At 69.1% G+C, this 22,643-nt stretch carries 20 protein-coding genes; 12 read left to right on the plus strand and 8 right to left on the minus strand.

The window, feature by feature from the left end; genetic code table 11:
- Nucleotides 1-5: 5 nt before the first annotated feature.
- Nucleotides 6-377, plus strand: coding sequence for a hypothetical protein (locus tag NR810_RS21315; RefSeq protein WP_257455013.1), 372 nt, complete (start codon nucleotides 6-8; stop codon nucleotides 375-377).
- Nucleotides 378-386: 9 nt separating this feature from the next.
- Here the strand turns inward: NR810_RS21315 and NR810_RS21320 are convergent, their stop codons facing one another.
- From NR810_RS21320 to NR810_RS21350, 7 genes are all read right to left on the minus strand, one after another.
- Nucleotides 387-635 carry a hypothetical protein gene (locus NR810_RS21320; protein ID WP_257455014.1) on the minus strand — a complete coding sequence of 83 codons (249 nt, stop codon included), beginning with the start codon at nucleotides 633-635 and terminating at the stop codon, nucleotides 387-389.
- 89 nt (nucleotides 636-724) lie between these two features.
- Nucleotides 725-2,518: an ABC transporter substrate-binding protein gene (locus tag NR810_RS21325; RefSeq protein WP_257455015.1), complete on the minus strand. Its 1,794-nt coding sequence runs from the start codon at nucleotides 2,516-2,518 to the stop codon at nucleotides 725-727.
- Between the two features lie 4 nt (nucleotides 2,519-2,522).
- Entirely contained in the window at nucleotides 2,523-2,801 is a 279-nt protein-coding gene (locus NR810_RS21330; RefSeq protein ID WP_204222113.1) for a DUF2160 domain-containing protein, read from the minus strand.
- 3 nt (nucleotides 2,802-2,804) lie between these two features.
- Nucleotides 2,805-3,602 (minus strand): carbohydrate ABC transporter permease, encoded by a 798-nt coding sequence (locus tag NR810_RS21335; protein ID WP_257455018.1) that lies wholly within the window; start codon nucleotides 3,600-3,602, stop codon nucleotides 2,805-2,807.
- The gene (locus NR810_RS21340) at nucleotides 3,599-4,471 is read right to left on the minus strand and encodes a carbohydrate ABC transporter permease (RefSeq protein ID WP_257455020.1); all 873 of its coding nucleotides are present in this window, start codon (nucleotides 4,469-4,471) and stop codon (nucleotides 3,599-3,601) included. The genes NR810_RS21335 and NR810_RS21340 overlap by 4 nt, the downstream gene beginning before the upstream one ends.
- Nucleotides 4,468-5,556: an ABC transporter ATP-binding protein gene (locus NR810_RS21345; protein WP_257455022.1), complete on the minus strand. Its 1,089-nt coding sequence runs from the start codon at nucleotides 5,554-5,556 to the stop codon at nucleotides 4,468-4,470. The genes NR810_RS21340 and NR810_RS21345 overlap by 4 nt, the downstream gene beginning before the upstream one ends.
- Entirely contained in the window at nucleotides 5,543-6,661 is a 1,119-nt protein-coding gene (locus NR810_RS21350; RefSeq protein ID WP_257455024.1) for an ABC transporter ATP-binding protein, read from the minus strand. The genes NR810_RS21345 and NR810_RS21350 overlap by 14 nt, the downstream gene beginning before the upstream one ends.
- 173 nt (nucleotides 6,662-6,834) lie before the next feature.
- Here NR810_RS21350 and NR810_RS21355 point away from each other — a divergent pair, with 173 nt between their 5' ends.
- The 7 genes from NR810_RS21355 (at nucleotide 6,835) to NR810_RS21385 (ending at nucleotide 16,192) form a co-directional block, all read left to right on the plus strand.
- The gene (locus NR810_RS21355; protein ID WP_257455026.1) at nucleotides 6,835-8,997 is read left to right on the plus strand and encodes a S8 family peptidase; all 2,163 of its coding nucleotides are present in this window, start codon (nucleotides 6,835-6,837) and stop codon (nucleotides 8,995-8,997) included.
- Between the two features lie 133 nt (nucleotides 8,998-9,130).
- Nucleotides 9,131-9,757, plus strand: coding sequence for a biliverdin-producing heme oxygenase (locus NR810_RS21360; protein ID WP_257455028.1), 627 nt, complete (start codon nucleotides 9,131-9,133; stop codon nucleotides 9,755-9,757).
- Nucleotides 9,738-11,975 (plus strand): ATP-binding protein, encoded by a 2,238-nt coding sequence (locus NR810_RS21365; RefSeq protein ID WP_257455031.1) that lies wholly within the window; start codon nucleotides 9,738-9,740, stop codon nucleotides 11,973-11,975. The genes NR810_RS21360 and NR810_RS21365 overlap by 20 nt, the downstream gene beginning before the upstream one ends.
- Nucleotides 11,975-12,421: a response regulator gene (locus NR810_RS21370; protein ID WP_257455033.1), complete on the plus strand. Its 447-nt coding sequence runs from the start codon at nucleotides 11,975-11,977 to the stop codon at nucleotides 12,419-12,421. The genes NR810_RS21365 and NR810_RS21370 overlap by 1 nt, the downstream gene beginning before the upstream one ends.
- On the plus strand, nucleotides 12,418-13,593 hold the full coding sequence (locus tag NR810_RS21375) for a hybrid sensor histidine kinase/response regulator (protein ID WP_257455035.1): 1,176 nt from the start codon (nucleotides 12,418-12,420) through the stop codon (nucleotides 13,591-13,593). Before NR810_RS21370 ends, NR810_RS21375 begins: the two co-directional genes overlap by 4 nt.
- 91 nt (nucleotides 13,594-13,684) lie before the next feature.
- On the plus strand, nucleotides 13,685-15,520 hold the full coding sequence (locus tag NR810_RS21380; RefSeq protein ID WP_257455037.1) for a hypothetical protein: 1,836 nt from the start codon (nucleotides 13,685-13,687) through the stop codon (nucleotides 15,518-15,520).
- A gap of 6 nt (nucleotides 15,521-15,526) precedes the next feature.
- Entirely contained in the window at nucleotides 15,527-16,192 is a 666-nt protein-coding gene (locus NR810_RS21385) for a hypothetical protein (RefSeq protein WP_257455038.1), read from the plus strand.
- 62 nt (nucleotides 16,193-16,254) lie between these two features.
- Here the strand turns inward: NR810_RS21385 and NR810_RS21390 are convergent, their stop codons facing one another.
- Nucleotides 16,255-16,821, minus strand: coding sequence for a DUF420 domain-containing protein (locus NR810_RS21390; protein ID WP_257455040.1), 567 nt, complete (start codon nucleotides 16,819-16,821; stop codon nucleotides 16,255-16,257).
- A gap of 167 nt (nucleotides 16,822-16,988) precedes the next feature.
- Here NR810_RS21390 and NR810_RS21395 point away from each other — a divergent pair, with 167 nt between their 5' ends.
- Genes NR810_RS21395 through NR810_RS21410 form a run of 4 tightly spaced genes read left to right on the plus strand, consistent with a single transcriptional unit; the run spans nucleotide 16,989 to nucleotide 22,634 of the window.
- A complete protein-coding gene (locus NR810_RS21395) occupies nucleotides 16,989-19,016 on the plus strand; it encodes a DUF1585 domain-containing protein (RefSeq protein WP_407653811.1) in 2,028 nt (675 codons plus the stop codon).
- Nucleotides 19,016-19,675, plus strand: a complete 660-nt coding sequence (locus tag NR810_RS21400; protein ID WP_257455042.1) for a hypothetical protein — start codon at nucleotides 19,016-19,018, stop codon at nucleotides 19,673-19,675. Before NR810_RS21395 ends, NR810_RS21400 begins: the two co-directional genes overlap by 1 nt.
- Before the next feature lie 20 nt (nucleotides 19,676-19,695).
- Nucleotides 19,696-21,087: a DUF1501 domain-containing protein gene (locus NR810_RS21405; RefSeq protein WP_257455044.1), complete on the plus strand. Its 1,392-nt coding sequence runs from the start codon at nucleotides 19,696-19,698 to the stop codon at nucleotides 21,085-21,087.
- A 56-nt stretch (nucleotides 21,088-21,143) separates the two neighbouring features.
- The gene (locus NR810_RS21410; RefSeq protein ID WP_257455046.1) at nucleotides 21,144-22,634 is read left to right on the plus strand and encodes a hypothetical protein; all 1,491 of its coding nucleotides are present in this window, start codon (nucleotides 21,144-21,146) and stop codon (nucleotides 22,632-22,634) included.
- Nucleotides 22,635-22,643 lie beyond the last annotated feature (9 nt).

Below are 22,643 nucleotides of genomic sequence, written 5' to 3' on the forward strand. Positions count from 1 at the left end.
GCAAGGTGAATTACTTCATCATCGTCAAGACGGGGTGGGTCTTTACTGCGCAGGAGTTCTCGAAACAACTGCGTGATCGGTGGCCGGTGAGCCTGATCAAGGAGGTTCAAGATCCCCGCGATAGTGAAGCCCTGGAGTTCGAATTGCCGATGGAAAATTCAAAAATCTATGGTTCGCTCAACAGAAAGGGAAATGCCGTCATCTTCATTGGTAGCCTCCAGGATTGCGCGGAGTTCACTCAATGGTGCCGTTCGTTCATCCCTCCTTCCGAGGAGGTTGTCTTCTGTGATGAGTCGATGAGCATCAACTTCGAACTGGCCGCTGGAATGAGCCCGGCCGATATCGTTCAGGCAATGCGCGCTTCCGAATATGGATGAGGTGACTGCTCAGGGCTTTGGGGGGAGCAAACCCTCCTGAGCAGCGTAGCGCTTCGTAGTCTGTATCTCCTCCTCCAGGAGGACATTCGGATCGGGTTGCAGCCCGGCGAGATAGAGCAGGTTGTGAGTGAATGCAGGGCATTCATCAGCGAGCGCTCGGTGCAATCGCAATTGCTCAGGGTTCCCACGCTCGCGCTCACCGGCTTTCCTGGCCGCCTCGAACTTCTGGACCAATTCTTCAAGGCTGGGATGTGCCATGCGCTCCACCTCACAGCTTGTTTCTTCTCAGAGGCGGACGGGGAGGCGGGGGACACATCCCCACGCCTCCCCCGGGTACCGCGGGGCGCCTACTTCACGCGCCCTTCCTTCCAGGCCTGCACGAGCTGCTCATAGGGCACGGTCTCGCCCTTGGGCTTCTCGTTGGCCAGCTTCGGGTGCGGGGCGCCCGGCGCGTCGAACCAGGTCTTCGCGTCCTTCTCCGGGTTGAGCTTCGGCGGGCAGTTCTGCATGCCCGCGCGCTCCAGCCGCCCCATCACGTCGTCCATCTGCTTCGCCAGCGTGTCCATGGCCTCCTGCGGCGTCTTCTCGCCCTCGACGGCCAGGCTGATGTTCTGCCACCACAGCTGCGACAGCTTCGGGTAGTCCGGCACGTTGGTGCCCGTGGGCGTCCACGCCTCGCGCGCGGGGCTCCGGTAGAACTCCACCAGGCCTCCCAGCTTGTCCGCCACCTTCGTCACGTGCTCGGAGCGCACGTCCGAGTCACGAATCGGCGTCAGTCCCACCAGGAACTTCTTGAGCGACGTGCTCTTGGCCACCACGAACTGCGCGTACAGCCACGCGGCCTTCCGGCGCTCCAGCGGCGTGCTCTTGAGCATCGTCCACGAGCCCGTGTCCTGGTAGCCCAGCTTCGTGCCCTCCTGCCAGTACGGGCCGTGCGGCGAGGGCGCCATGCGCCACTTCGGCGTGCCGTCCGCGTTCACCACCGGCAGGCCCGGCTTGGCCAGCTGCGCCGTGAAGCCCGTGTACCAGAAGATCTGCTGCGCCACGTTGCCCTGGCCCGGCACCGGTCCCGCCTCGGAGAACGTCATGCCGGCCGCCTGCGGCGGCGCGTACTTCTTCAGCCAGTCGATGTACTTCGTCAGCGCGTACACCGCCGCCGGGCCGTTCGTCTCGCCGCCGCGGGACACCGAGGCGCCCGCCGGGTTGCAGCCCTCCACGCGGATGCCCCACTCGTCCACCGGCTTGCCGTTGGGGAAGCCCTTGTCGCCCACGCCCGCCATGGACAGCCACGCGTCCGTGAAGCGCCACCCCAGCGACGGGTCCTTCTTCCCGTAGTCCATGTGGCCGTACACCTTGACGCCGTCGATCTCCTTCACGTCGTTGGTGAAGAAGTCCGCGATGTCCTCGTACGCCGACCAGTTCACCGGCACGCCCAGCTCGTACCCGTACTTCTTCTTGAACCGCTCCCGCAGGTCCGGCCGCGCGAACCAGTCCGCGCGGAACCAGTACAGGTTGGCGAACTGCTGGTCCGGCAGCTGGTACATCTTCCCGTCCGGGCCGGTGACGAAGCTCTTGCCCATGAAGTCGTCCACGTCGAGCGTGGGCAGCGTCACGTCCTTGCCCTCGCCCGCCATGAAGTCCGACAGCGGCACCACGTGCCCGTAGCGGATGTGCGTGCCGATCAGGTCGCTGTCATTGACATACATGTCATAGATGTTGCGGCCCGACTGCATCTGGGTCTGCAGCTTCTCGATGACGTCGCCTTCCTGGATGAGATCGTGCTTCAGCTTGATGCCGGTGATCTCCTCGAAGGCCTTGGCCATCGTCTTGGACTCGTACACGTGCGTGTCGATGCTCTCCGACACCACGTTGATGGCCATGCCGCGGTAGGGCGCGGCGGCCTCGCGGAACCACTTCATCTCCGCGAGCTGCTGCTCACGGGTGAGGGTGCTCGGCTGGAACTCCTGGTCCACCCACTTCTCGGCGGCCTTCTCCAGCGCGGCCACGTCCACCTGCTGGGGTTGCTGTTGCTGCTGCCCGGCGGCGGGCTTCTCACCTTCCGCCGGTTTCGACTCCTTCTTACATCCGTACACGGGGACTGCCAGGGCCAGGGCCAGCGTCCATCTCAGCGCGTTCTTCAACGGGTTACCCCCATCGTGCAATGAAGACCATGAACAGCAACGACAGACCTACGGCGAACCAGACGGAAGCATCCGTCACCCCCACCCAGGCCAGGTGGATGAAGGCGCTGCCCAGCAGCCCGACGAAGAGGCGGTCTCCCCGGGTGGTGGTCATGGGCAGCAGCCCCTTACGGGGCAGGGAAGGGGAGCGCATTCCCCAGACGGTGTAGACCGCGAGCAGCAGCGCGATGACGATGAAGAAGCTGGCCGTCGGCGCCGTCCAGGCCATCCATTCGAAGTCCATGGCTCACACCCTCCCCAGGGCGAAGCCCTTGGCGATGTAGTTGCGGACGAAGTAGATGACGACCGCGCCCGGCACGAGTGTCAGCACGCCGGCCGCGGCCAGCACACCCCAGTCCATACCCGCCGCGCTCACCGTGCGCGTCATGGTGGCCACGATGGGCTTGGCCTCCACCGACGTCAGCGTGCGCGCCAGCAGCAGCTCCACCCAACTGAACATGAAGCAGAAGAACGCCGTCACGCCCACGCCCGAGCGGATGAGCGGCAGGAAGATGCTCAGGAAGAAGCGGGGGAAGCTGTAGCCGTCGATGTACGCCGTCTCGTCGATCTCCCGCGGTACTCCGGACATGAAGCCCTCCAGAATCCACACCGACAGCGGCACGGTGAAGAGCATGTGGGCCAGGGCCACGGCCCAGGGCGTGTCGAACAGGCCGATGCTCGAGTAGAGCTGGAAGAAGGGAAGGAGGAACACCGCCGGAGGCGACATGCGGTTGCTCAGCAGCCAGAAGAAGAGGTGCGAGTCCCCGAGGAAGCGGTAGCGCGAGAAGGCATAGGCCGCGGGCAGCGCCAGCAGCACCGAGAGCACCGTGTTGATGCCCACGTACGTGAGCGAGTGGACGTAGCTGCTGCTCCAGTCCGCGTCGGTGAAGATGACGGCGTAGTTGGCCAGCGTGGGGTTGCGCGGCCAGAGCGTGAAGCCTCCGAGGATCTCCTCGTTCGTCTTCAGCGACATGCCCACCAGCCAGTAGATGGGGATGAAGCTCAGCAGCAGGTAGAGCGGAACCACGAAGCGGGAGAGCCTCATCGCGCCTCCTTGCGGTCCGCGCTCGTCATCGCGGTGTAGAAGACGTAGCTGAACAGCAGGATGACCAGGAAGTAGACGAGCGAGAAGGCTGCCGCCGGACCCAGGTCGAACTGTCCCACCGCCAGCCGCGTCAGGTACTGGCTCAGGAACGTGGTGGCGTTGCCGGGTCCGCCGCCGGTGAGGACGAAGGGCTCGGTGTAGATCATGAAGCTGTCCATGAAGCGCAGCAGCACCGCGATGGTCAGCACCCCGCGCAGCCGGGGCAGCTGGATGAAGCGGAACGTGGCCCACGCCGAGGCGCCGTCGATGCGCGCCGCCTGGTAGTAGGCCTCGGGGATGGCGCGCAGGCCCGCGTAGCACAGCAGCGACACCAGCGGCGTCCAGTGCCACACGTCCATCAGCAGCACCGTGAGCCAGGCGTCCAGCGCGTTGGCCGTGTAGTTGTATTGGAAGCCGAGCGAGTTGATGAGCACGCCGAACAGGCCGATGTCACCCCGGGCGAAGATCTGCCAGATGGTGCCCACCACGTTGAAGGGGATGAGCAGCGGCAGGCCCAGCAGCACCAGGCTCACGGACGCGGCGCGCCCCTGCCTCGGCAGCACGAGCGCCAGCGCCACGCCCAGCGGAATCTCCAGCGCCAGCACCGCCAGCGAGAAGCCGAGCTGCCGGCGCAGCGCTCCGTGCAGCTCCGGGTCCCTCAGCACCTTGCGGAACCACTCCGTCCCCACGAAGACGCGCTGCTCCGGTCCCAGGATGTCCTGCACCGAGTAGTTCACCACCGTCATCAACGGGATGACGGCGCTGAACGCGACGGCCACCAGCACGGGCAGCACCAGCAGCCAGGCGCGGTTGTTGATGGGTTTGCTCATGAGATGGCACTGCCTCCGGCGTACAGCGTCGTCCAGCGCGGCGGCAGCTCCAGCCAGCAGGACTCGCCGGGGGCGAGCCGCTCCTCCTCGGGCAGCCGCACCTTGAGGGTCTGTGTCCCCAGCCGCGCCGTGGCCAGCTTGTGGCGCCCCAGGTCCTCCACCTGCGTCACCTCGACGCGCACCGAGGAGGGCGTTCCCTCGGCCACCCGCCGCAGGAACTCGGGCCGGATGCCGAGCCGCAGCTCGCCTCCGGCCGCCCGCGCCCTCGCGCACACGCCCGCGTCCAGGGCGAGCCGCTGCCCCTCCACCACCACCGCGCCTTCCTCCACCGCGCACGGCAGCAGGTTCATCCCCGGGCTGCCGATGAAGTAGCCGACGAAGGTGTCCGCCGGGCGCTCGAAGAGCTCCTGCGGCGTGCCCACCTGCACCACGCGGCCCTGGTTCATCACCACCACGCGGTCCGCGAGCGTCAGCGCCTCCACCTGGTCGTGCGTCACGTACACGAGCGTCACCTTGAGCTGCTCGTGCACCTGCTTCAGCTTGCGGCGCAGCAGCCACTTCACGTGCGGGTCGATGACCGTCAGCGGCTCGTCCAGCAGGATGGCCGCCACGTCCCGCCGCACCAGCCCGCGCCCCAGGGAAATCCGCTGCCGCATGTCCGCGGACAGCCCGCTCGCCCGCTTGCGCAGGTCCGGGGTGAGCTCCAGCAGCTCCGCCACCTCCTCCACCCGCGCCCGCGTCTCCCCGGCACCCAGACCCCGGTTGCGCAGCGGGAAGGCGAGGTTCTCGGCGACGCTCATCGTGTCGTAGATGACCGGGAACTGGAACACCTGGGCGATGTTGCGCTGCTGCGGCGGGGCCGCGGTGACGTCCACGCCGTCGAAGAGCACCTGGCCCCGCGACGGACGCAGCAGGCCGGAGATGATGTTGAGCAGCGTCGTCTTCCCGCAGCCCGAGGGCCCCAGCAGCGCGTAGGCGCCGCCGGGCTCCCAGACGAGCTCCAGGGGTCTCAGCGCGTAGTCCTTGTCGGACGCCGGTGAGGGCACATAGGCGTGGGCGATGCCGCGGAGCTCAATCCTGGCCATTCGCGGGCTCCTCGGGGGTGAAGGGAGGGGCGGCCATGAGCCGGCCCTCGGGGCTGAACACGAACATCCGGGAGGGCGGGACGAACAGCTCCACCGGCGCGCCGTACGGGTGCCGGTGCACGCCCTCCACCTGCGCCGTCAGCGACAGCTTTCCGTGCGCCGCGTGCACCAGCGTCTCCGAGCCGCTGATCTCCTCCACCTCCACGTGCGCGGGGATGCGGACGTCCTCGGGCGAGCCGGGCTCGAGCCTCAGGTGGTGGGCGCGGAAGCCCAGGCGGTAGCGGCCCGGCGCCAGGCCCTTCAGGTGTCCCGACAGCGGGAAGGCCACCTCGGGCGAGAGGCGCGCTCCCCCGTCCGTGGAGACCTCGACGTCCAGCAGGTTCATCTGCGGATCGCTGAAGACCTGGCCCACCTGCTCGGTGGCGGGCGCCTGGTACACGTCCAGGGTGCGGCCCACCTGCAGCAGGCGCCCCTCGTGCAGCACCGCGGTCCGTCCGCCGAGCAGCAGGGCCTCGGTGGGCTCGGTGGTGGCGTACACCACGACGGCGGGGCGGTTGCGGAAGAGCTGGCGGATCTCCGTGCGCAGCTCCTCGCGCAGCTTGTAGTCGAGGTTGGCCAGCGGCTCGTCGAGCAGCAGCAGCGAGGCCTCCTTCGCCAGCGCGCGGGCCATGGCCGTGCGCTGCTGTTGCCCGCCACTCAGCTCCGCGGGCAGCCGGTGCAGGTAGGGCTCCAGCCGGAGCGCGGCGGCCGTGTCCCGCACGCGCTTGTCGATGTCCTGCTTGCCCAGCTTCCCCGCCAGCCGCAGCGGCGAGGCGATGTTCTCGTAGACGGTGAGCGAGGGGTAGTTGACGAACTGCTGGTACACCATGGCCACGTCGCGGCGGCGCACGTCCACGTGCGTCACGTCCACGTCGTTGGCGCGCAGTGTCCCCGTGGTGGGCTTGTCCAGCCCCGCCATGAGGCGCAGCAGCGACGTCTTTCCGGCGCGCGTGCGGCCCAGGAGGATGTTGAAGGAGCCGGGTTCGAGCCTCAGGCTGATGTCCGCCAGGTGCGTCTCGCCCTCCACCACTCGTGTGACCTTGTCGAGCTCGATGCCGTGCTTCACCCGGTGTATCCCCTCAGATGCGTGTGCCGTGAGCGACCGCGGGCGCGCATCGTAGGGAGAAGGTTCGCGCGGGGTCCAGAGAACAACCGAGCGGCCAGGGGCGTCTGGACGCACCCGCCCATGCGGTTCTAGCGTCCGGCGCGAACCACACCTGCATCTGAGGACAATTTTTCATGATTCGCCGTCTTGCCTTCCTGGGGCTGTTGGGCCTCTCCACCTGTACCTTCCCCGAGGAGCTCCTCGGGCCCACGGGCACGGTGCGGGGCTCGCTGACCCCCTTCCGTCTCCAGTCGACTCCCGCCGCCACCGTCTCGCCCGCGCTCCTGAAGGACGCCGGTCTGCGGCGGAAGCTCTCCCAATCCATCGGCCAGGCCGTCGCCGCGAAGAAGGGCATCCAGCGCGCGGAGCTCACCACGGGCACGTCCACCGAGGGCGACTCCATCCCCGGTGACGTCATCGTCCGCTTCGAGGAGGCCCACCTCCCCGAGGCCGCCGCGCTCGCCCGTGTGCACCTGCCCGGCTACCGCGCGGTTCACAAGGGTCATATCTCCGAGTACCTGCACGTCATCGGCTACGCGCCCCTCGAGCGGCGCGCCATGAAGGCCGGGGAGACGGGCGGTCTGGTGCGGCAGGTGGCGAAGCTGAGCGGCGTGCGCTACGCCGAGAAGAACGGGCGCGTCCAGGCCCTCGCCACGCCCAATGATCCGGGTTACTCGCGCCAGTGGCACTACCCGATGATGAACCTGCCCGCCGCCTGGGACGTCACCACGGGCTCCTTCAACTCCTCCACGGGCATCAGCAACGTCGTCATCGCCGTGCTGGACTCGGGCATCATCCGGCACTCCGACCTGGACAGCCGCGTCCTGCCGGGCGCCGACCTGGTGTCGGATACCACCTCGTCCCTGGATGGTGACGGGCGCGACGCCGACCCCACCGACCAGGGCAAGGACCAGCCCAACGGTGGCTCCTCGTACCACGGCGCGCACGTGGCCGGCACCATCGCCGCCGCGACGAACGACGGCCGGGGCGTGGCCGGCATCTACTGGGGCGGCCGCGCCATCCTCCCGGTGCGCGTGCTCGGCAGTGGCAGCGGCTCGTTCGCCGACATCGCCGCGGGCATCCAGTGGGCCACGGGGGTCAGCGTCCCGGGTCTGCCCGTCAACAAGTACCCCGCCAAGGTCATCAACATGAGCCTCGGTGGACAGAACAGCCCCAGCCAGTCGCTCCAGGAGGTCATCGACGCCGCCGTGGCCAAGGGCGTCATCATCGTCGTCGCCGCGGGCAACTCGAACATCCCCGCCAGCCAGTTCTCGCCGTGCAACCAGCAGCGCGTCATCTGCGTGGGTGCCACGCGCTTCAATGGTCAGCGCTCCAGCTACTCCAACTACGGCAGTGGGGTGGACGTGATGGCCACCGGTGGCGAGACGGCCGAGGACCTCAACGGCGACGGCAAGCCGGACGGCGTGCTGTCCACCATCCTGGATGATGACGGCCAGGCCGTCTGGGCCTACTACCAGGGCACCAGCATGGCCGCTCCTCACGTGGCCGGCATCGTGGCCCTCATGAAGGACGTGAACCCCGCCCTCAGGCCGGCGGATGCGGAGCAGATCCTCAAGGACACCGCCGACCCGTCCAGCCAGTGCTCCGAGGGCTGTGGCGCCGGCCTCGTCAATGCCCAGGCCGCCGTGCTGCGGGCCATGGGTGAACAGCCGGACCCCAACGCGCCGCCGAGACTCGGCGTGGGCTCCAACCAGCTCTCCTTCCCCCCGGGTGGAGGCACCCAGCAGCTCATCGTTCGCAACGTGGGGGGCGGCACGCTCACGGTGACCGCCGCGGCCAGGGGCTCGCAGCTCTCCGCGCTGTCCTTCCCCGAGGGCAACAGGCTCACCCTGCCGGCCTATGCGTCGGACGCGCTCCCGGTGGCCGTCAACACCGCGGGGCTGGCCAATGGCAACTACGAGGCCCGCATCGCTCTCACGGGCAGCAACGGGGAGAGCACCGAGGTGCTGGTGAAGATCCAGGTGGGCACCACCCAGGACAAGGACGCCGTCATCGCCTTCGCCTACGTGGACGACGCCGGTGAGTGGCAGGTGGATGACGAGGGCGTGGCGCTGGTGCCCGCCTCCGGTGGTTACGCCTACAGCGTGGATCTCACCCCGCGCACCTACTTCGCGCTGGCCACCATCGACGACGATGGGGACAACGAGTTCTTCGAGGATGGGGAGCGCGTGGGCTTCTGGCGCGATGCCACCAACATCGAGCCCATCCTCCTGCTGGAGGATGACACGGTGAGCGGCGTCAGCTTCACCCTCGTGCCCTACCGTTCGGAAGAATAGTCCGGCCCGAGGCCCGGGCGGGCGGGGAGGGGCGCACTCCGTGCTTCCTCCCCTTCCGGGCTGGCGGAATGTCGACACTCCTACGTCACGAGTATTTCCCGGTACGCCGCTCGTGCGCATGCTCGGGGGAGCCTTGTTCTCCTCCGAGCCCCGCACCCTGTTGCAGACGTTGAAGGCGGAAACCCGCCCCCATCATGAGCGCGCCGAGCGTGTGGTGCGTCTGATGGAGCCCCATCTCACCCTGGCCGGGTACCGGCGCCACCTGGAGGCGCTCTACGGCCTCCATGCCTCGCTGGAAGCACTCCTCGCCGCGCGGCTGGCGGGTCTCTTCCCCTCGCTGCGCCTGGACGAGCGCTGGAAGCTGCCCCTGCTGGCCGAGGATCTCCGGGCGCTCGGTCACGACGAGTCCTCGCTGGCGCGGCTGCCCCTGCCCGCGAGCCCGCCCTCCCTGCCCGGCGTGCCCGAGGCGCTCGGCTGCCTCTACGTCCTGGAGGGCTCGACGCTCGGAGGCCAGCTCATCCTGCGACACCTCCAGCGCCACTTCGAGGGCGTGGCCGCGGGCGGCTTCGTCTTCTTCCGGGCGTATGGCGAGTCCGTGGGACCCATGTGGAAGGCCTTCGGGGAGGCCCTCGTCCGGGCCTGCCCGGATCCGGCGCTCGCCCCAAGGGTGGTGCGGGGCGCCCAGGACACCTTCGATGCCTTCGAAGGCTGGCTCCGCGAAGTCCACGAGGTCCATGGTGATGCGTCCTCCCGTCTCTGAAGCCGATCTCTCCCAGTGTGACCGCGAGCCCATCCACCTGCTGGGGGGCATCCAACCACATGGGGTGTTGCTGGCCTTCTCCGAGCCGGATCTCACCCTCCAGGTGGTGAGCGCCAACACCGAAGCCCTGCTGGAGCGTTCGCCGGAGTCGCTCCTGGGTCGGTCCCTGGCGGAGGTGCTCCATCCGTCCTCGCTCGTCCTCCTCTCCCGGGCCCTGTCGTCGCACTTCCCCACGGGAGGGCTGCGCGTCGAGGCCGCGGGCCGCTACTTCGTCGGCCTGCCGCACCGCAGCGATGGCCTCACCGTGCTGGAGCTGGAGCCCGCCGCCGAGCTCACCAGCGAGGAGGAGTCGCTGGCCATGGTGGACCTGCTCCTCTCGCCGCTCTCCCGCGCCCAGGGCCCGCAGGGGTTGCTCCAGTCGGCGGTCGATGCGGTGCGCGTGCTCACCGGCTTCGACCGGGTGATGGCTTACCTCTTCGACGCGGACTGGCACGGCGAGGTGGTGGCGGAGAGCCGCGACGAGGCCATGGACAGCTTCCAGGGCATGCACTTCCCGGCCAGCGACATTCCCGCCCAGGCCCGCGCCCTCTATACGCGCAAGACCCTGCGCCTCATCGCCGACGCGCGAGCCGCGCCGGTGCCCCTGGTGCCCTCGGTCCTCCCTTCCCTGGGGCGGCCGTTGGACCTCTCCCACTCGGCCCTGCGCAGCGTGTCACCGGTGCACCTGGAGTACCTCGCGAACATGCGGGTGGCCGCCTCCATGTCCGTGTCGCTGGTGCGGGAGGGCCGGCTCTGGGGCCTCATCGCGTGCCACCACCGCGCTCCGCTCCTCGTGCCAGCCGCCACGCGCCGCGCGTGTGACGTGCTGGCCCGCCTGGTGTCGCTGCAGCTCGCGTCCGAGGAGCGCGCCGCCGCGGCCGCCGAGCTCGCCCGCCGCGCCGAGCTCCAGTCCCAGCTCGTGGGGCGGCTCTCCGCGGAGGCGGGGACACTGCGGACGGCCCTTCCCCGTCAGGGTGACCTCCTCCTCGGCCTCACCGGCGCGGGCGGCGTGGCCCTGCTGCTCGGCGAGGCCCCCCTGCTCGTGGGGGCCACGCCCTCCCTCGCGGAGGTGGACGCGCTGGCACAGTGGCTCGCCGCGCAGCGCTTCGAGGGCGCCTTCCATACGGACCGGCTCTCGCGGCTCCACGAGCCGGCCGCCGGGTACGCGGACGTGGCCAGTGGTCTGCTCGCGGTGCGGTTGGACGAGAACGCGCCCCGCTTCGTCCTCTGGTTCCGTCCCGAGGTGGCCCGCACCGTCACCTGGGCCGGCAATCCCCAGAAGCCGGTGGTCCCCGGGCCCGGGGCCAGCCGCCTGCACCCGCGCGCCTCCTTCGACGCCTGGCAGGAGACGGTGCGCGGGGTGAGCGTCCCCTGGGCCGCCGCGGACGTGGCCGCCGCCACGAGCTTCCGCGGCGCCCTGGTGGGCGTGCTGTTGCGCCAGGCCGCCGCCCTCGCCAGCTCCAACGCGGAGCTGGATGCCTTCAGTGGCACCGTGGCGCATGACCTCAAGGAGCCGCTGCGGGGCATCCAGCAGTACGTGGGCTTCCTCACGGAGGACTACGGCGACCTCCTGGGAGAGGAGGGCCGCAAGCAGCTCGAGGAGGTGCGGTGGCTGGCCGGGCGGACCCAGGGACAGCTGGACGCCCTCTTCGAATACAGCCGGGTGGGGCGTGTGGAGCTGGCCTGGGGCGAGGTGGACATGGGGGCGCTGGTGGACGAGGTGCTGCTCACCCTGTCCGCCCGCCTGCGGGAGAACCAGGTAGAGGTGCGGACTCCGCGTCCATTGCCCCGGGTGGAATGCGACGGGGTGCGCATCCAGCAGGTCTGGGCCAACCTCCTCATCAACGCCACCAAGTACCACCAGCCCGGGAAGCCGCGCTGGGTGGAGGTGGGCTTCGTCGCCCCGGGAGAGCCCCTGTCCGCACCGGCACGGCGGCGGCCAGATGAATACGTCTTCTTCGTGCGAGACAACGGCATCGGCATCCCCGAGCGGTTTCACGAGGCCATCTTCGAAATGTTCCGCCGGTTGCACCCCGCCCATGCCTACGGTGGAGGGAGTGGGGCGGGGCTGGCCATCGCTCGCCGGCTCGTTCGTTTGCATGGGGGCGAGATGTGGGTGGAATCCCTTCCCGACCAGGGCTCCACCTTCTTCTTCACCCTGGGAGAGAGGCCTCGGTAATGGAGAAGCAACGGCCCCTGCTGCTCGTGGAGGACAGTGATCCGGACGCCGAGGCGTTGCTTCGCGTGGCCCGCAGGATGCCGCTCTCCGCGCCCGTGGTGCGGGTGCAGGATGGCGAGTCCGCGCTCGACTACCTCTACCAGCGGGGGGCGTACGCGGAGGCACCCCGGCCCGTGCTGGTGCTGCTGGACCTGAACCTTCCCGGCATTGGCGGCAAGGAGGTGCTCTCCCAGCTCAAGGCCGACCCGGAGCTGCGCTCCCTGCCCGTCATCATCTTCTCCAATTCCAACCTCAAGCAGGACGTGGATGGAGCCTACGCCGGGGGAGCCAACAGCTACCTCTTCAAGCCCGATGGGAGCGAGGAGATGAAGGAGGCCGCGCGAGCCCTGGAGTGTTTCTGGTTCAGCGCCGCGTTGCTGCCTGGCGCGGGGGAACCCACGGAATGAGCCTGCGAGTGCTCCTCGTCGATGACAGCCTGGCCGATCAGAGGCTGTTGCGGCGGGCACTCGAGAAGGACACCGAGGCCCGGTGGGAGGTGGAACTGGTCAGCTCCTCCGAGAGCGCGCTGGAGCGCCTGCGCCAATCTCCGCCGGTGGACGCTCTCGTGGTGGACTATCACCTGCCGGGCATGGACGGGCTGTCCCTGCTGCGCACGCTGCGCGAGGAATATGGCCAGCGGGCGCCAGCGGCGGTGTTCTTCACCGGCAGCGGCAGCGAGCGCGTGGCGGTGGAGGCGATGAAGTCCGGCGCCCACGACTACATCCTCAAGGAGGGTTTCACCCCGGAGCGCCTGCGCCACAGCCTCCACAACGCCGTGGAGTCGGTGCGCATGGTGCGCGAGCTGGAGGAGCGCCGCCACCAGACGGAGCGCGCGGAGCGGGCGGCGCGCGAGGCCCTCGCGGTGCGCGACGAGTTCTTCGCCATCGCCACGCACGACCTCAAGGGGCCGTTGCAGAGCATCCTCCTGAGCACGCAGTTGCTGCGCCGCCAGCTGCCCGCGGAGGTGCGCAAGGGCGGGGTGGAGGCGCGCTTCGAGCAGATATTGCGCGGCACCCAGCGGATGGGAGAGCTCATCGACCACTTCCTGGAGGTGACGCGGGGCCAGGAGCGCCCCCTGCACAGGGTGCCGGTGGACCTGCTGGGGCTGGTGCGGACGAAGATGCAGGAGCTGGGGCCGCTGGCCTCGACACATCCGGTGCACCTGCACGTGGAGGGCACGGACTTCCTGGGCCAGTGGGACGCGGCGAGCCTGGAGCGGGTGTTGGACAACCTGCTGAGCAACGCCGTGAAGTACAGCCCGCGGGGAGGCCCCATCGACGTGGAGCTGAGCGAGGAGTCTCCGGGGCCCGACGGGTGGGTGCGGCTGCGCGTGAGGGACCGGGGGATGGGGATACCGGCGGCGGACCTGCCGCACATCTTCGAGCGCTTCCGCCGCGGGAGGAACGTGGCCCCGGCCATCTCCGGCAGCGGCGTGGGGCTGGCCAGTGCGCACCGCTTGGTGGCCCTGCACGGCGGAACCCTCTCCGTGGAGAGCCAGGAAGGCCAGGGCTCCGTCTTCATCATGCGCCTGCCACGCGGGGTGGGCGTGGAAGAGGCGCGGCCGGAACAGCCGGCCTGAGACGTCCGTCCGGTGGCTTGACGGCTCCAGCGGCGCCCCCTTTGATGCCGGGCCTTCGCGTTCCATCCCACGCTTGCTGGGGAGATGAGGCATGTCCACCCGTCGTGTTCGTCCGTGCCCGGCGGGAGCGCGGCGGCGCCACGGGTGGGACGTGCTGGCCCTGGCCGTGCTCGTGCTCCAGGTCGCGTGCGCCATGGGCGTACCTCGGGGTGCTCGGCGATGGGGTTACTCCTCCCAGCCGTTGACACCTCATGGCGTGGCGCAAGCAGTGACGTCGTGGGGGGCGCCTCCCGATTCCCGCGGTGTGGGCGGTGTGGATGGGGGCTCCAGCCGGGAGTCGCTGCGGCAGCGGGCGCGACAACGGGAGGAGGCGAGGGTGGGCGTGCTGGTGCTGGCGGCACGGCGCGAGGGCCGCGAGCCAGAAGCCGCGCGGGAGGCCGAGGTGGCCAGGATGGTGGCGCGGGTGGTGGACCTGGCCAGCGGTGTGGAGGAGGTGGGGACGGTGCTGGCCTTCACCTTCTGGGCGGAACAGGGCGCGCTGACGCTGGTGGATTACCGGGAGGATGGGGGCGGCGGGAGCGCGGCGCGGACAGGGGATGCGGCGGTGTTGGAGCGAGCGCTGCGCCACGTCTTCACCGGGTACGTGGGCCAGCGTACGGGGTTGGGGGTGCTGAGGCTGCGGCGCGAGGAGTCGCGCTGGGCGGTGGAGTACGACGCCACCCGGCAGTCGGCCCGCCCCGCCGAGGCGAAGACGCTTCCGGTTCGCACGCAAGGCACCCCGGCCCACACCTTCCTTGCCTTCCACGACCTGGCCAGGGAGCGGCTACGGGCCGTGCGGGTGCCGGCCGGGGGCACGACGCGAGTGGCGCTCGAAGTCCGGCTCGAGGACGGCCGGCTCGTCGACTGGCAACTGCGCGAGGAGGTGCGGCACTCGCGTGAGGGGATAGGAGGTAACACACGGCCGTTCTCGCCCCAGGGGACGGGGCAGCTCGTCCAGGTGCTGCTGCCTTTCACCGAGGGACTGGGCCCGCGCACGGTGCACGTGGTGCTGCGCGCCGAGTACCGGCTGGGGGAATCAGAGGCCCGGTGCCGGGTGGAGTCGGCCCGGGTGGAGCGACCCCCGGCCGTGCCGGAGCTGAGCTGGTACCGCTCCATGCACGAGGCCCTGCTGCTGCGCTGGCGCGAGGACGTGCGTGAGGGCTCGGCCTGGTTGGCGCAGAAGGGAGTGGAGGAGGCGGCCCTGTGGTTCGCGGCGGGCATTGCCGCGAAGGGCGCGGGCTTCTTCGCGACGAAGGGGCTGGAGTGGGTGCCGAGGGCACTGGGGCGCGAGCCCGAGGTTGCGGCCGGGTGGTTGCGTACGGCGCTCAAACGGCTGTCCGGGGAGGAGAAGAAAGCTCTCGAGCAGCTCTGGCGCAAGGTGGCGTTGGATGGAGAGCAGGCCCTGACACACAGCGAGCGCGAGGCGCTGCGACGCCTCTTCGTTCGACTGGAGCAGGTCATTCAGCAACCGTTGGATGACACCCTGAAAAGGGACCTGCGAAACGCAGCTCGTGACTATTACATGGAGCTGTACCCGCAGTTCGCGGATGCCCTGAGACAGCTACGAGGAAAGCTTCAAATCCATCATCGGCGTCCCATGCAGTATGCCCATCTCTTTCCCGCTGAAGACATCAATGCCGGGGAGAACCTGGCAATGGTGCGAGAGCATGTGCACAAGGAAGTCAACCTCCTGTGGGGGAGGTTTCGACAGGCCCGCCCCAGCCCTACGGCCGATGAAGTGAGGCGAGCCGCGGAGATCATCGATGGGCATTTCGAGTCCTGGTATCACCGGCCGTCGGACCCTCCAGGACTGGTGAAGACCACGGCAGATGCCAGGGACGCCGCACTGCGCGAGTTGCGGAGTCAGTTCCCTGGCTTCGACTGGTAAGGAACGATGGACCCCATGGACCTACCCGGGTTGGAACGGCTGTTGGACGTGTGCCAGCGGTTGAATCTGGGACTGAGGACCGGGCCGCCGGCCCGTGAGCCGTTGAAGGCTGGGAGCTTGGTGGAGGGCGTTGACTTCGATCCGGTCCTGGCGAGCGTCTATTCGCGCCTGGGACACGCGGCGTTCGCAACGGAGGTGATGTGCTGGGTGCTCACCCGCTCCGACGAGCAGGTGCATGAGCTGGCGGAGGAGAACAAGTGGTGGCGGGAAAACTGGTGGGAAGAGCTGGGTGCGCCCGTGCTGGTGTTCGGGAGTGAGATGGGACTGGCCTACACCTATGCCACCGTGCCTGGCCTCGCGGATGCGTGGGGAAGGCAGCCCGTGGTGATGGTGGATACCCACGAGCCCGAGCCCAAGGTCATTCCCGTCGCCTCGAACGTGGACCGGTTCTTCGATAGCTACTCGCGCTATCTGGAGGCACTGGTCTCACACCCGGCTTATCGGGAGTCGGGAGAAAAGGAGCTGACCTTTCCCTGGGACGCGACCGGGATTCTCTCGCGGGATGAGCGGCTGGTGGAACTGCTACGCGCGGGGCGCTTCGACCTGTTGATGACGCATGTGGACGATTCGACACGCCGCTGGGCCGCGAAGGTGATGGGCTCGGGGGCGTGACCGGGATGGGGCCGTCATGACCCGGTCGGCGGGAGCACCGAGGCTCCCGCTTCGTCCGCCGTTCAGGGCACCGCGGGCAGGCTGCCGCGCAGCATGAAGAAGATGACCACGCCCGTCACGGACACGTAGAGCCAGATGGGCGCCAGCCACCGCGTCACCTTCCGGTGCTTCGCGAAGGCGTTGCGCCAGGCGAAGTAGAAGGCCAGCAGCGCGCCCGGCACCACGAACAGCGACAGCAGCACGTGGCTGGCCAGGATGAGCAGGTACACCGTCCTCATCATCCCGGTCCCAGCGTAGCGCGTGTCTCCGTGCACGAAGTGGTACGCCAGGTAGCACACCAGGAAGAGCGCCGAGGACGCGAACGCGGACACCATGAGGTACTGGTGCACCCGCCGTGCTCCCCGGCGGATGGCCACCCAGCCCGCGGCCAGGAATGTCGCCGCCAGCGCGTTGAAGCTCGCGTTCACCGCCGGCAGGAAGCGCAGATCCACCCCCTCCACCGGTCCTCCCCGGCGGATGAGGAGGATGTACGCGAGGAAGGCCAGCGCCGCGGCGGACACCACCGCGGTGAAGATGAAGAAGTTGCGATCGCTCACCCGGGTGAGCGGAGCGTGGGCGGCATCAGACATGGCACACCTTTCTGTCCTGCTTGTGCCTTGCATGCAACCGGCGCCTCACCCAGGACGTTTTTCTCATTTTGTTTCACTCTGAGTAGTGTGGGCATATAGCAATTAAGTTGAATTCCTGGCATAAGTGGCGCCGTCGTTTCCCCCCGCTGCGCCCCCCGGAGGTTCCCGTGCGATTCGCACGCTGCTTCCTCGCTCCCCTGGTAACCACCGCCCTGATGGGCGCCACCGCCGCCCTGGCGGATGGTCCGGTGTGTGCCCCGGTGTCGAAGGTTCCCCTCGAGCGCCACCTGCGCCAACTCTCCCTGGATCTGCTCGGCCGTCCACCCACCTATGAGGAGTACAAGGCCGCCCAGGCCAAGGGTGAGGTGACGGTCGAGGATGTCCGTGCCCTCATGCAGAAGGAGGAGTTCTACTCCCGCATCCGCGCCTACCACCGCGCGCTGCTGTGGAGCAACGTGAGCTCCAGCGTCAACAACAACGGCAACTCGCGCCTGTCCGGCGCGGGCTCCGCCACGGACGCGTACTCCCTGCGCGGCAACAGCAGCCGCCAGTTGCGCGGCGCCAACGGCCAGGGCTGTGACAGCTTCATCCCCCAGGACTCGTGCAACAGCCCGCGGCAGGATCCGCATGCCGAGCCCACCGCCGCCAAGACGTGCTACGACACGCGCGGCGTCCCGCTGCCGGTGAGCTGGGACTACGACACCACCTACTACCGCTGCGACCGGTTGGATCAGAACCCCACCGACGCCACCATCACCTCGTGTGAGCTGGCGGTGTCCAAGGGGCGCATCCCCGCCAAGTACCTCTACTTCTGCGACATGCGGCGCCAGTCCAACGGCACGCTGCTGCCGCACCTGTGCCTGCCGGATCCGACGAAGACCAACGCGGCCGCGCTCTCGGAAGAGGTGCTGGCCACGGACGGCTCGGGCCGGGTGGTCGGCTTCAAGCACCCCAATCCCACGTCCTCCACGCCGCTGACGCGGCTCGACCGGTGCTCGCTGGAGCTCGGCGAGAGGAAGGACAACCGGGGCTTCCCCATCAACGGTGCCTACCAGCCGCAGAATGGCTGCATCCAGCGCGAGGGCTACGTGACCCGGCCCGCGCCCTTCTGGAGCACCACGGGGGCCGAGGTGCGGGTGTGCGCCATCGAGGCGCAGACGCGTGTGTCCAACCCGTGGACGATGGAGTCCTGCACCACCACGCGCTTCAACAACGATCGCAGCTGCGGCTGTGGTGATCGAATGGAGCGCTGCGAGGTGGCCGACAACACCGTCAACGTCCACAGGCTGCGCGTGGATGCCATCAACGCCGAGCCCGAGCTCATCGCCGACTCGGTGGTGCGCCGCGACGAGCCCTACTTCAACATCCTCACCACGCCGCGCTCGTTCCTCAACGGCCCGCTCTCCGAGCTCTACCGCAGCCCGCAGCAGGGCCTGGGCGTGTTGAGCATCAGCCCGCCGGCGGACGCCACGGCGCTGCCCGTGGTGCCCTTCGCGGAGACGGCCACCTGGAAGGAGTACGTGCGCGAGTCCGAGCACTCGGGAGTGCTCACCACGCCTTCCTTCCTCTACCGCTTCCCCACCCAGCGCGCCCGCGTCAACCAGTTCTACGCGGCCTTCCTGTGCAAGTCGTTCGCCCCGCCGGACAACGCGCGCCAGCCGGCCGCCGAGGACGCGTGCAACCGGGAGAACAACCTGGCCAAGCGCTGCGGCTGCAACTACTGCCACGCCACCATCGAGCCCACCGGCGCCCACTGGGGCCGCTACGCCGAGCGCGGCGCCCTCTTCCTGGATCCCTCCCACTTCCCCCGGTTCGATCCCAAGTGCCGCGACTGCGCGCTCTCGGGCAACACCACCTGCAACAACGAGTGCGGCCAGTACGTGATGCAGGCCTACGACGGCGACGGCGCCAGCTCGCTGGGCATGCTCAAGACGTACCTCTACCGCACCGCGGACGAGGAGCAGAACATCGAAGGCGGCCCGCAGCTGCTGGTGCAGCGCATGATGCAGACGGGCGAGCTGGAGCGCTGCACGGTGCGGCGCGTCTGGCAGGAGTTCCTCGGCCGGCCCATGTCCGCCGAGGAGAAGCGCCTCTACCTGGAGCCGCTCGCCGAGGATTTCGCGCGAGACGGCCACCGCTTCAAGGCGCTCATCGAGCGTCTGGTGATGACCGACGCCTACCGGAGGATCGACTGATGCGCCGCCTGCTCATGCTCGCGCTCGTCGCGCTCGGCGCCGCCGCGTGCGAGAAGACCCCGTCCACTCCTCCCCCGGAGGAGGGACAGATGCAGCCCGTCATCAACCCGCACGCGTCGTCGGTGACGCCGCTGCCGGACCCGGAGCTGCAGGACGGCCGGGTGGGGCGCTCGCCGCGCCGCATCACCGTCAACCAGCTCGCCCGCTCCATCGAGGTGGCCGTGGGCCGGCCGTGGACCGGGCTCGAGGGCGTGGCCACCTCGCTGGGACGGCCGGACTACGCGCTCATCAACCAGGAGAGCACCGAGCCCAACCTCGTCTTCGCCAAGTTCCTCGAGGACGGGGCCCGCGAGGTGTGTCTGGCCCAGGCGGCGGCCGAGGTGAAGCTGACCGACCCGGCGCAGCGCGTGCTCAGCCGCACCCTGCCCACGGGGGCGGTGAGCGACCTGCGCAAGCTGTCGGACACCCAGGTGCGTGACATGCTCGGCTACCTGTCCACCCGCTTCTGGGGTGCGCCGCTGCAGGGCGAGGAGCTGACGCGCTGGGCGGGTTTCTTCACCCAGGCGGCCACGCGCGCCGAGACCATCCAGAAGCGAGACCAGGCGCTGGCGGCGGTGTGCATCGCGCTGATGACGGACTCGCGCTTCCTCACCTACTGACGGCACGGGGAGATGCATCCATGAAGAAGAACCCAGAGACCTCTACCGGCCGCCGGACCTTCCTGAAGGCCGCCGCCGGCTTCATGGGCGCCACCGTGTTCGGTGGCCTGCCCTTCCGCGCCTTCGCCCAGGCCTCCGCCCTGGCGCCCGCGGACCGCTGCTTCGTCTTCGTCTACTTCTCGGGAGGGTGGGATCAGCTGCTCGCCTTCGACCCGAGGGATCCGACGATCTTCACCGTGGACAGGATCGCCGAGACGCGCATCCAGCCGGGCTACGACCTGTTCACCGACGCGCGCTTCCCGAACCGGCCCGTCGTGCCGCCCACGCGCTCGGGCGCGGCGCCTTCCAAGATCACCTTCGGTCCGGCGGTGGGCGACAGGCTGGCCGCGCACTACGACCTGATGGCGGTGGTGCGGGGCATCAACATGACCACGCTGGCGCATGAAGAGGGCATGCGCTACTTCATCACCGGAAAGCGTCCCATCGGGGCCGCGGCGCGCGGCTCGTCCACGGCCACCGAGGTCGTGGGGCAGATGATGCCCCGGGTGCCCATCCCCTCCATCGCATACAACGTCGAGACGTACAACGACACCTACCCGGGCACGGCCAACGCGCTCAAGGTGAGCCAGGCGAAGGATCTGCTGCTCACGCTGGCGGCCAGCCCGCGGCAGCTCGACAGCGAGCTGGAGAAGCAGCTGGTGGACTTCCGCGGCCAGCCCATCAGCTGCGAGGAGGCGGCGTACGGCGCGGGAGGCGTGGGCGCCACGTACGGCACGAGCCGCGACCAGATGCGGCAGGTGCTGTCGGGCCGGCTGGACAACGCGTTCCGCTTCGAGCTGGCGGAGAACGCGGAGGTGCGCTCCTTCTACGGGCTGCCAGCCTCGGGCCCCTACGACAACGCGGCGGGCCGCGCGGCGCTGGTGGCCACGGCGCTCAAGAAGGGCATCAGCCAGTGCGTGTCCATCAATCTGGCCGGTGGCCTGGACACGCACTTCGGCACGCAGACGACGCACGCCATCAACCAGCGCACGGGCTTCGACGCGCTGGGCGCGTTGGTGGATGATCTGCGGAGGACGGCGCACCCGGCGGGTGGCAACTTCATGGACCACACCACCATCCTGGTGTTCTCCGAGTTCGCCCGCACCCCGGTCATCAACTCCACGAGCGGGCGCGACCACCACCAGACGAACAGCTGCCTGCTGATGGGCGCCGGGCTGAAGCACAACCTGACGTTCGGCAGGAGCGGTGACATCAACATGGCGCCGGCCGTGCTGGACCTGAACACGGGTGAGTCGGACCCGAACAACGGGACGAACATCCTCCCCGAGCACATCATCGCGACGGTGCTGGCGTCGGCCAAACTGGACTACAGCATCACGCGCGTCGAACCCCTCAAAGCCCTGTTGGCGTAATGAACACTCGAGCTTCGTACCGTGTCGGCGCCCTCTCCCCCTGGGAGAGGGTTGGGGTGAGGGTCTACCCCTTCCTGCTCGCGGGCCTGATGGCGGCCTGCAACTCGCTCCCCCAGGACAAACCCAAGCCGGAGGCCTTCCAGCCCGCGCAGGTGAAGGCGCAGGCGGAGGTGGCGCCCTCGTCGGCTTTCGCGGACCAGACGGGAGGAGGCGTCTTCGTGACGACGGCGGGCGAGCTCGTCCGCCTGCGGCTGGACGGGACGAAGGCTCCGTTGGAGAACCACCCGGGCAACCCGGTGACGCCGGGGCGTGGTCGCTCCGTCTTCCGGATGGGGCCGGGCTCGGCGCTGGTGGAGACGGACAACGGCCTCTTCCTGGCGCAGGCGGGGTGGATCATCGCCCCGCCCTGGAGGGCCGCGCTGAGCGTGGGGATGAGCGCCTCGGTGGTGACGCCGGATGGCTCGGCGTGGCTCGCGCATGCCTCGGGCCTCTTCCAACTGCGTGACGGCGCGCTGTCCCAGCTCAAGGTGGACGGCCAGCCGCTGGTGGGCATCAGCTCGCTGGTGGTGGCGCCGGCCGAGGGCGTGTCCCCGGCCCTGTGGTTCATCCGCGAGGAGAAGCTGTGGAACGCCATCCAGACGGCGGCGGGGACGTGGCAGGTGCGCCAGGCCCAGGTGCCGCTGAACAAGGAAGAGGCCGTCGTGGGGCTGGCGGGGCTGGGAGAGTCGGAGAAGGGGGCGGCGGAGGTGTGGCTGCTGACGTCGGAGCGGCTGCTGCGCAACGCGGCGGACGGGTGGCGGGAGGTGGCGCTGGAGGAGCCGCCGGAGCAGGTGGTGGCCGCGGGGCGCTTCGTCTGGGTGAAGACGGCCGATGGGCTCTTCCTCCATGACGCGGACAAGGGCACGTGGGGCCAGGCCTCGGGCGTGGACACGGGCAACCTGCGCCTGCTGACGGCGGACGAGAGTGGCTGCGTCTGGGCGAAGGTGGGCGCCGACACGGTGGCGTTCAGCCGGGGCCCGGTGCCGCGCGTGCTGGGCCTGCACGAGGGCATGCGGGTGGTGGAGGACTCGCTGGTGGTGCGCGCGCGCGTGGCGCCGGGCGATGCGCCGGAGAGCGTCACCTTCCAGGTCGCGGGCATGGACTTGCCGGTGAGCGGGCCGGCCTTCAGCCTCGGCGGGGTGGAGGCGGACGGGACGCCCAAGCCCTTCTCCTTCGATGGGCTGGCGCCGGGCGTGCACACGCTGAGCGCCGTGGCGCGCTACGCGAATGGCACCGAGGCCCGCCGCGCCGTCTCCTTCTCCTACCAGCCCGTCTCCACGTCGGTGCTCAGCTGGGAGAAGGACATCCGCCCCATCCACGTGGCGCGGTGCGCGAGCTGCCACACCTCGGGTCCCGGCCGGCAGCTGTCCACGTATCAGCTGTGGAAGGACAACGCGGCCCTCATCGTCGCGGCGGTGCGGGATCAGCGCATGCCCGCTGACGGTCCGTTGGATCCTCAGCTCATCTCCATCATCCAGCGCTGGGCGACTGCTGGCGCCAACCCCTGAGGCATTCCT

Source organism: Archangium lipolyticum (assembly GCF_024623785.1).
GTDB classification, from domain to species: domain Bacteria; phylum Myxococcota; class Myxococcia; order Myxococcales; family Myxococcaceae; genus Archangium; species Archangium lipolyticum.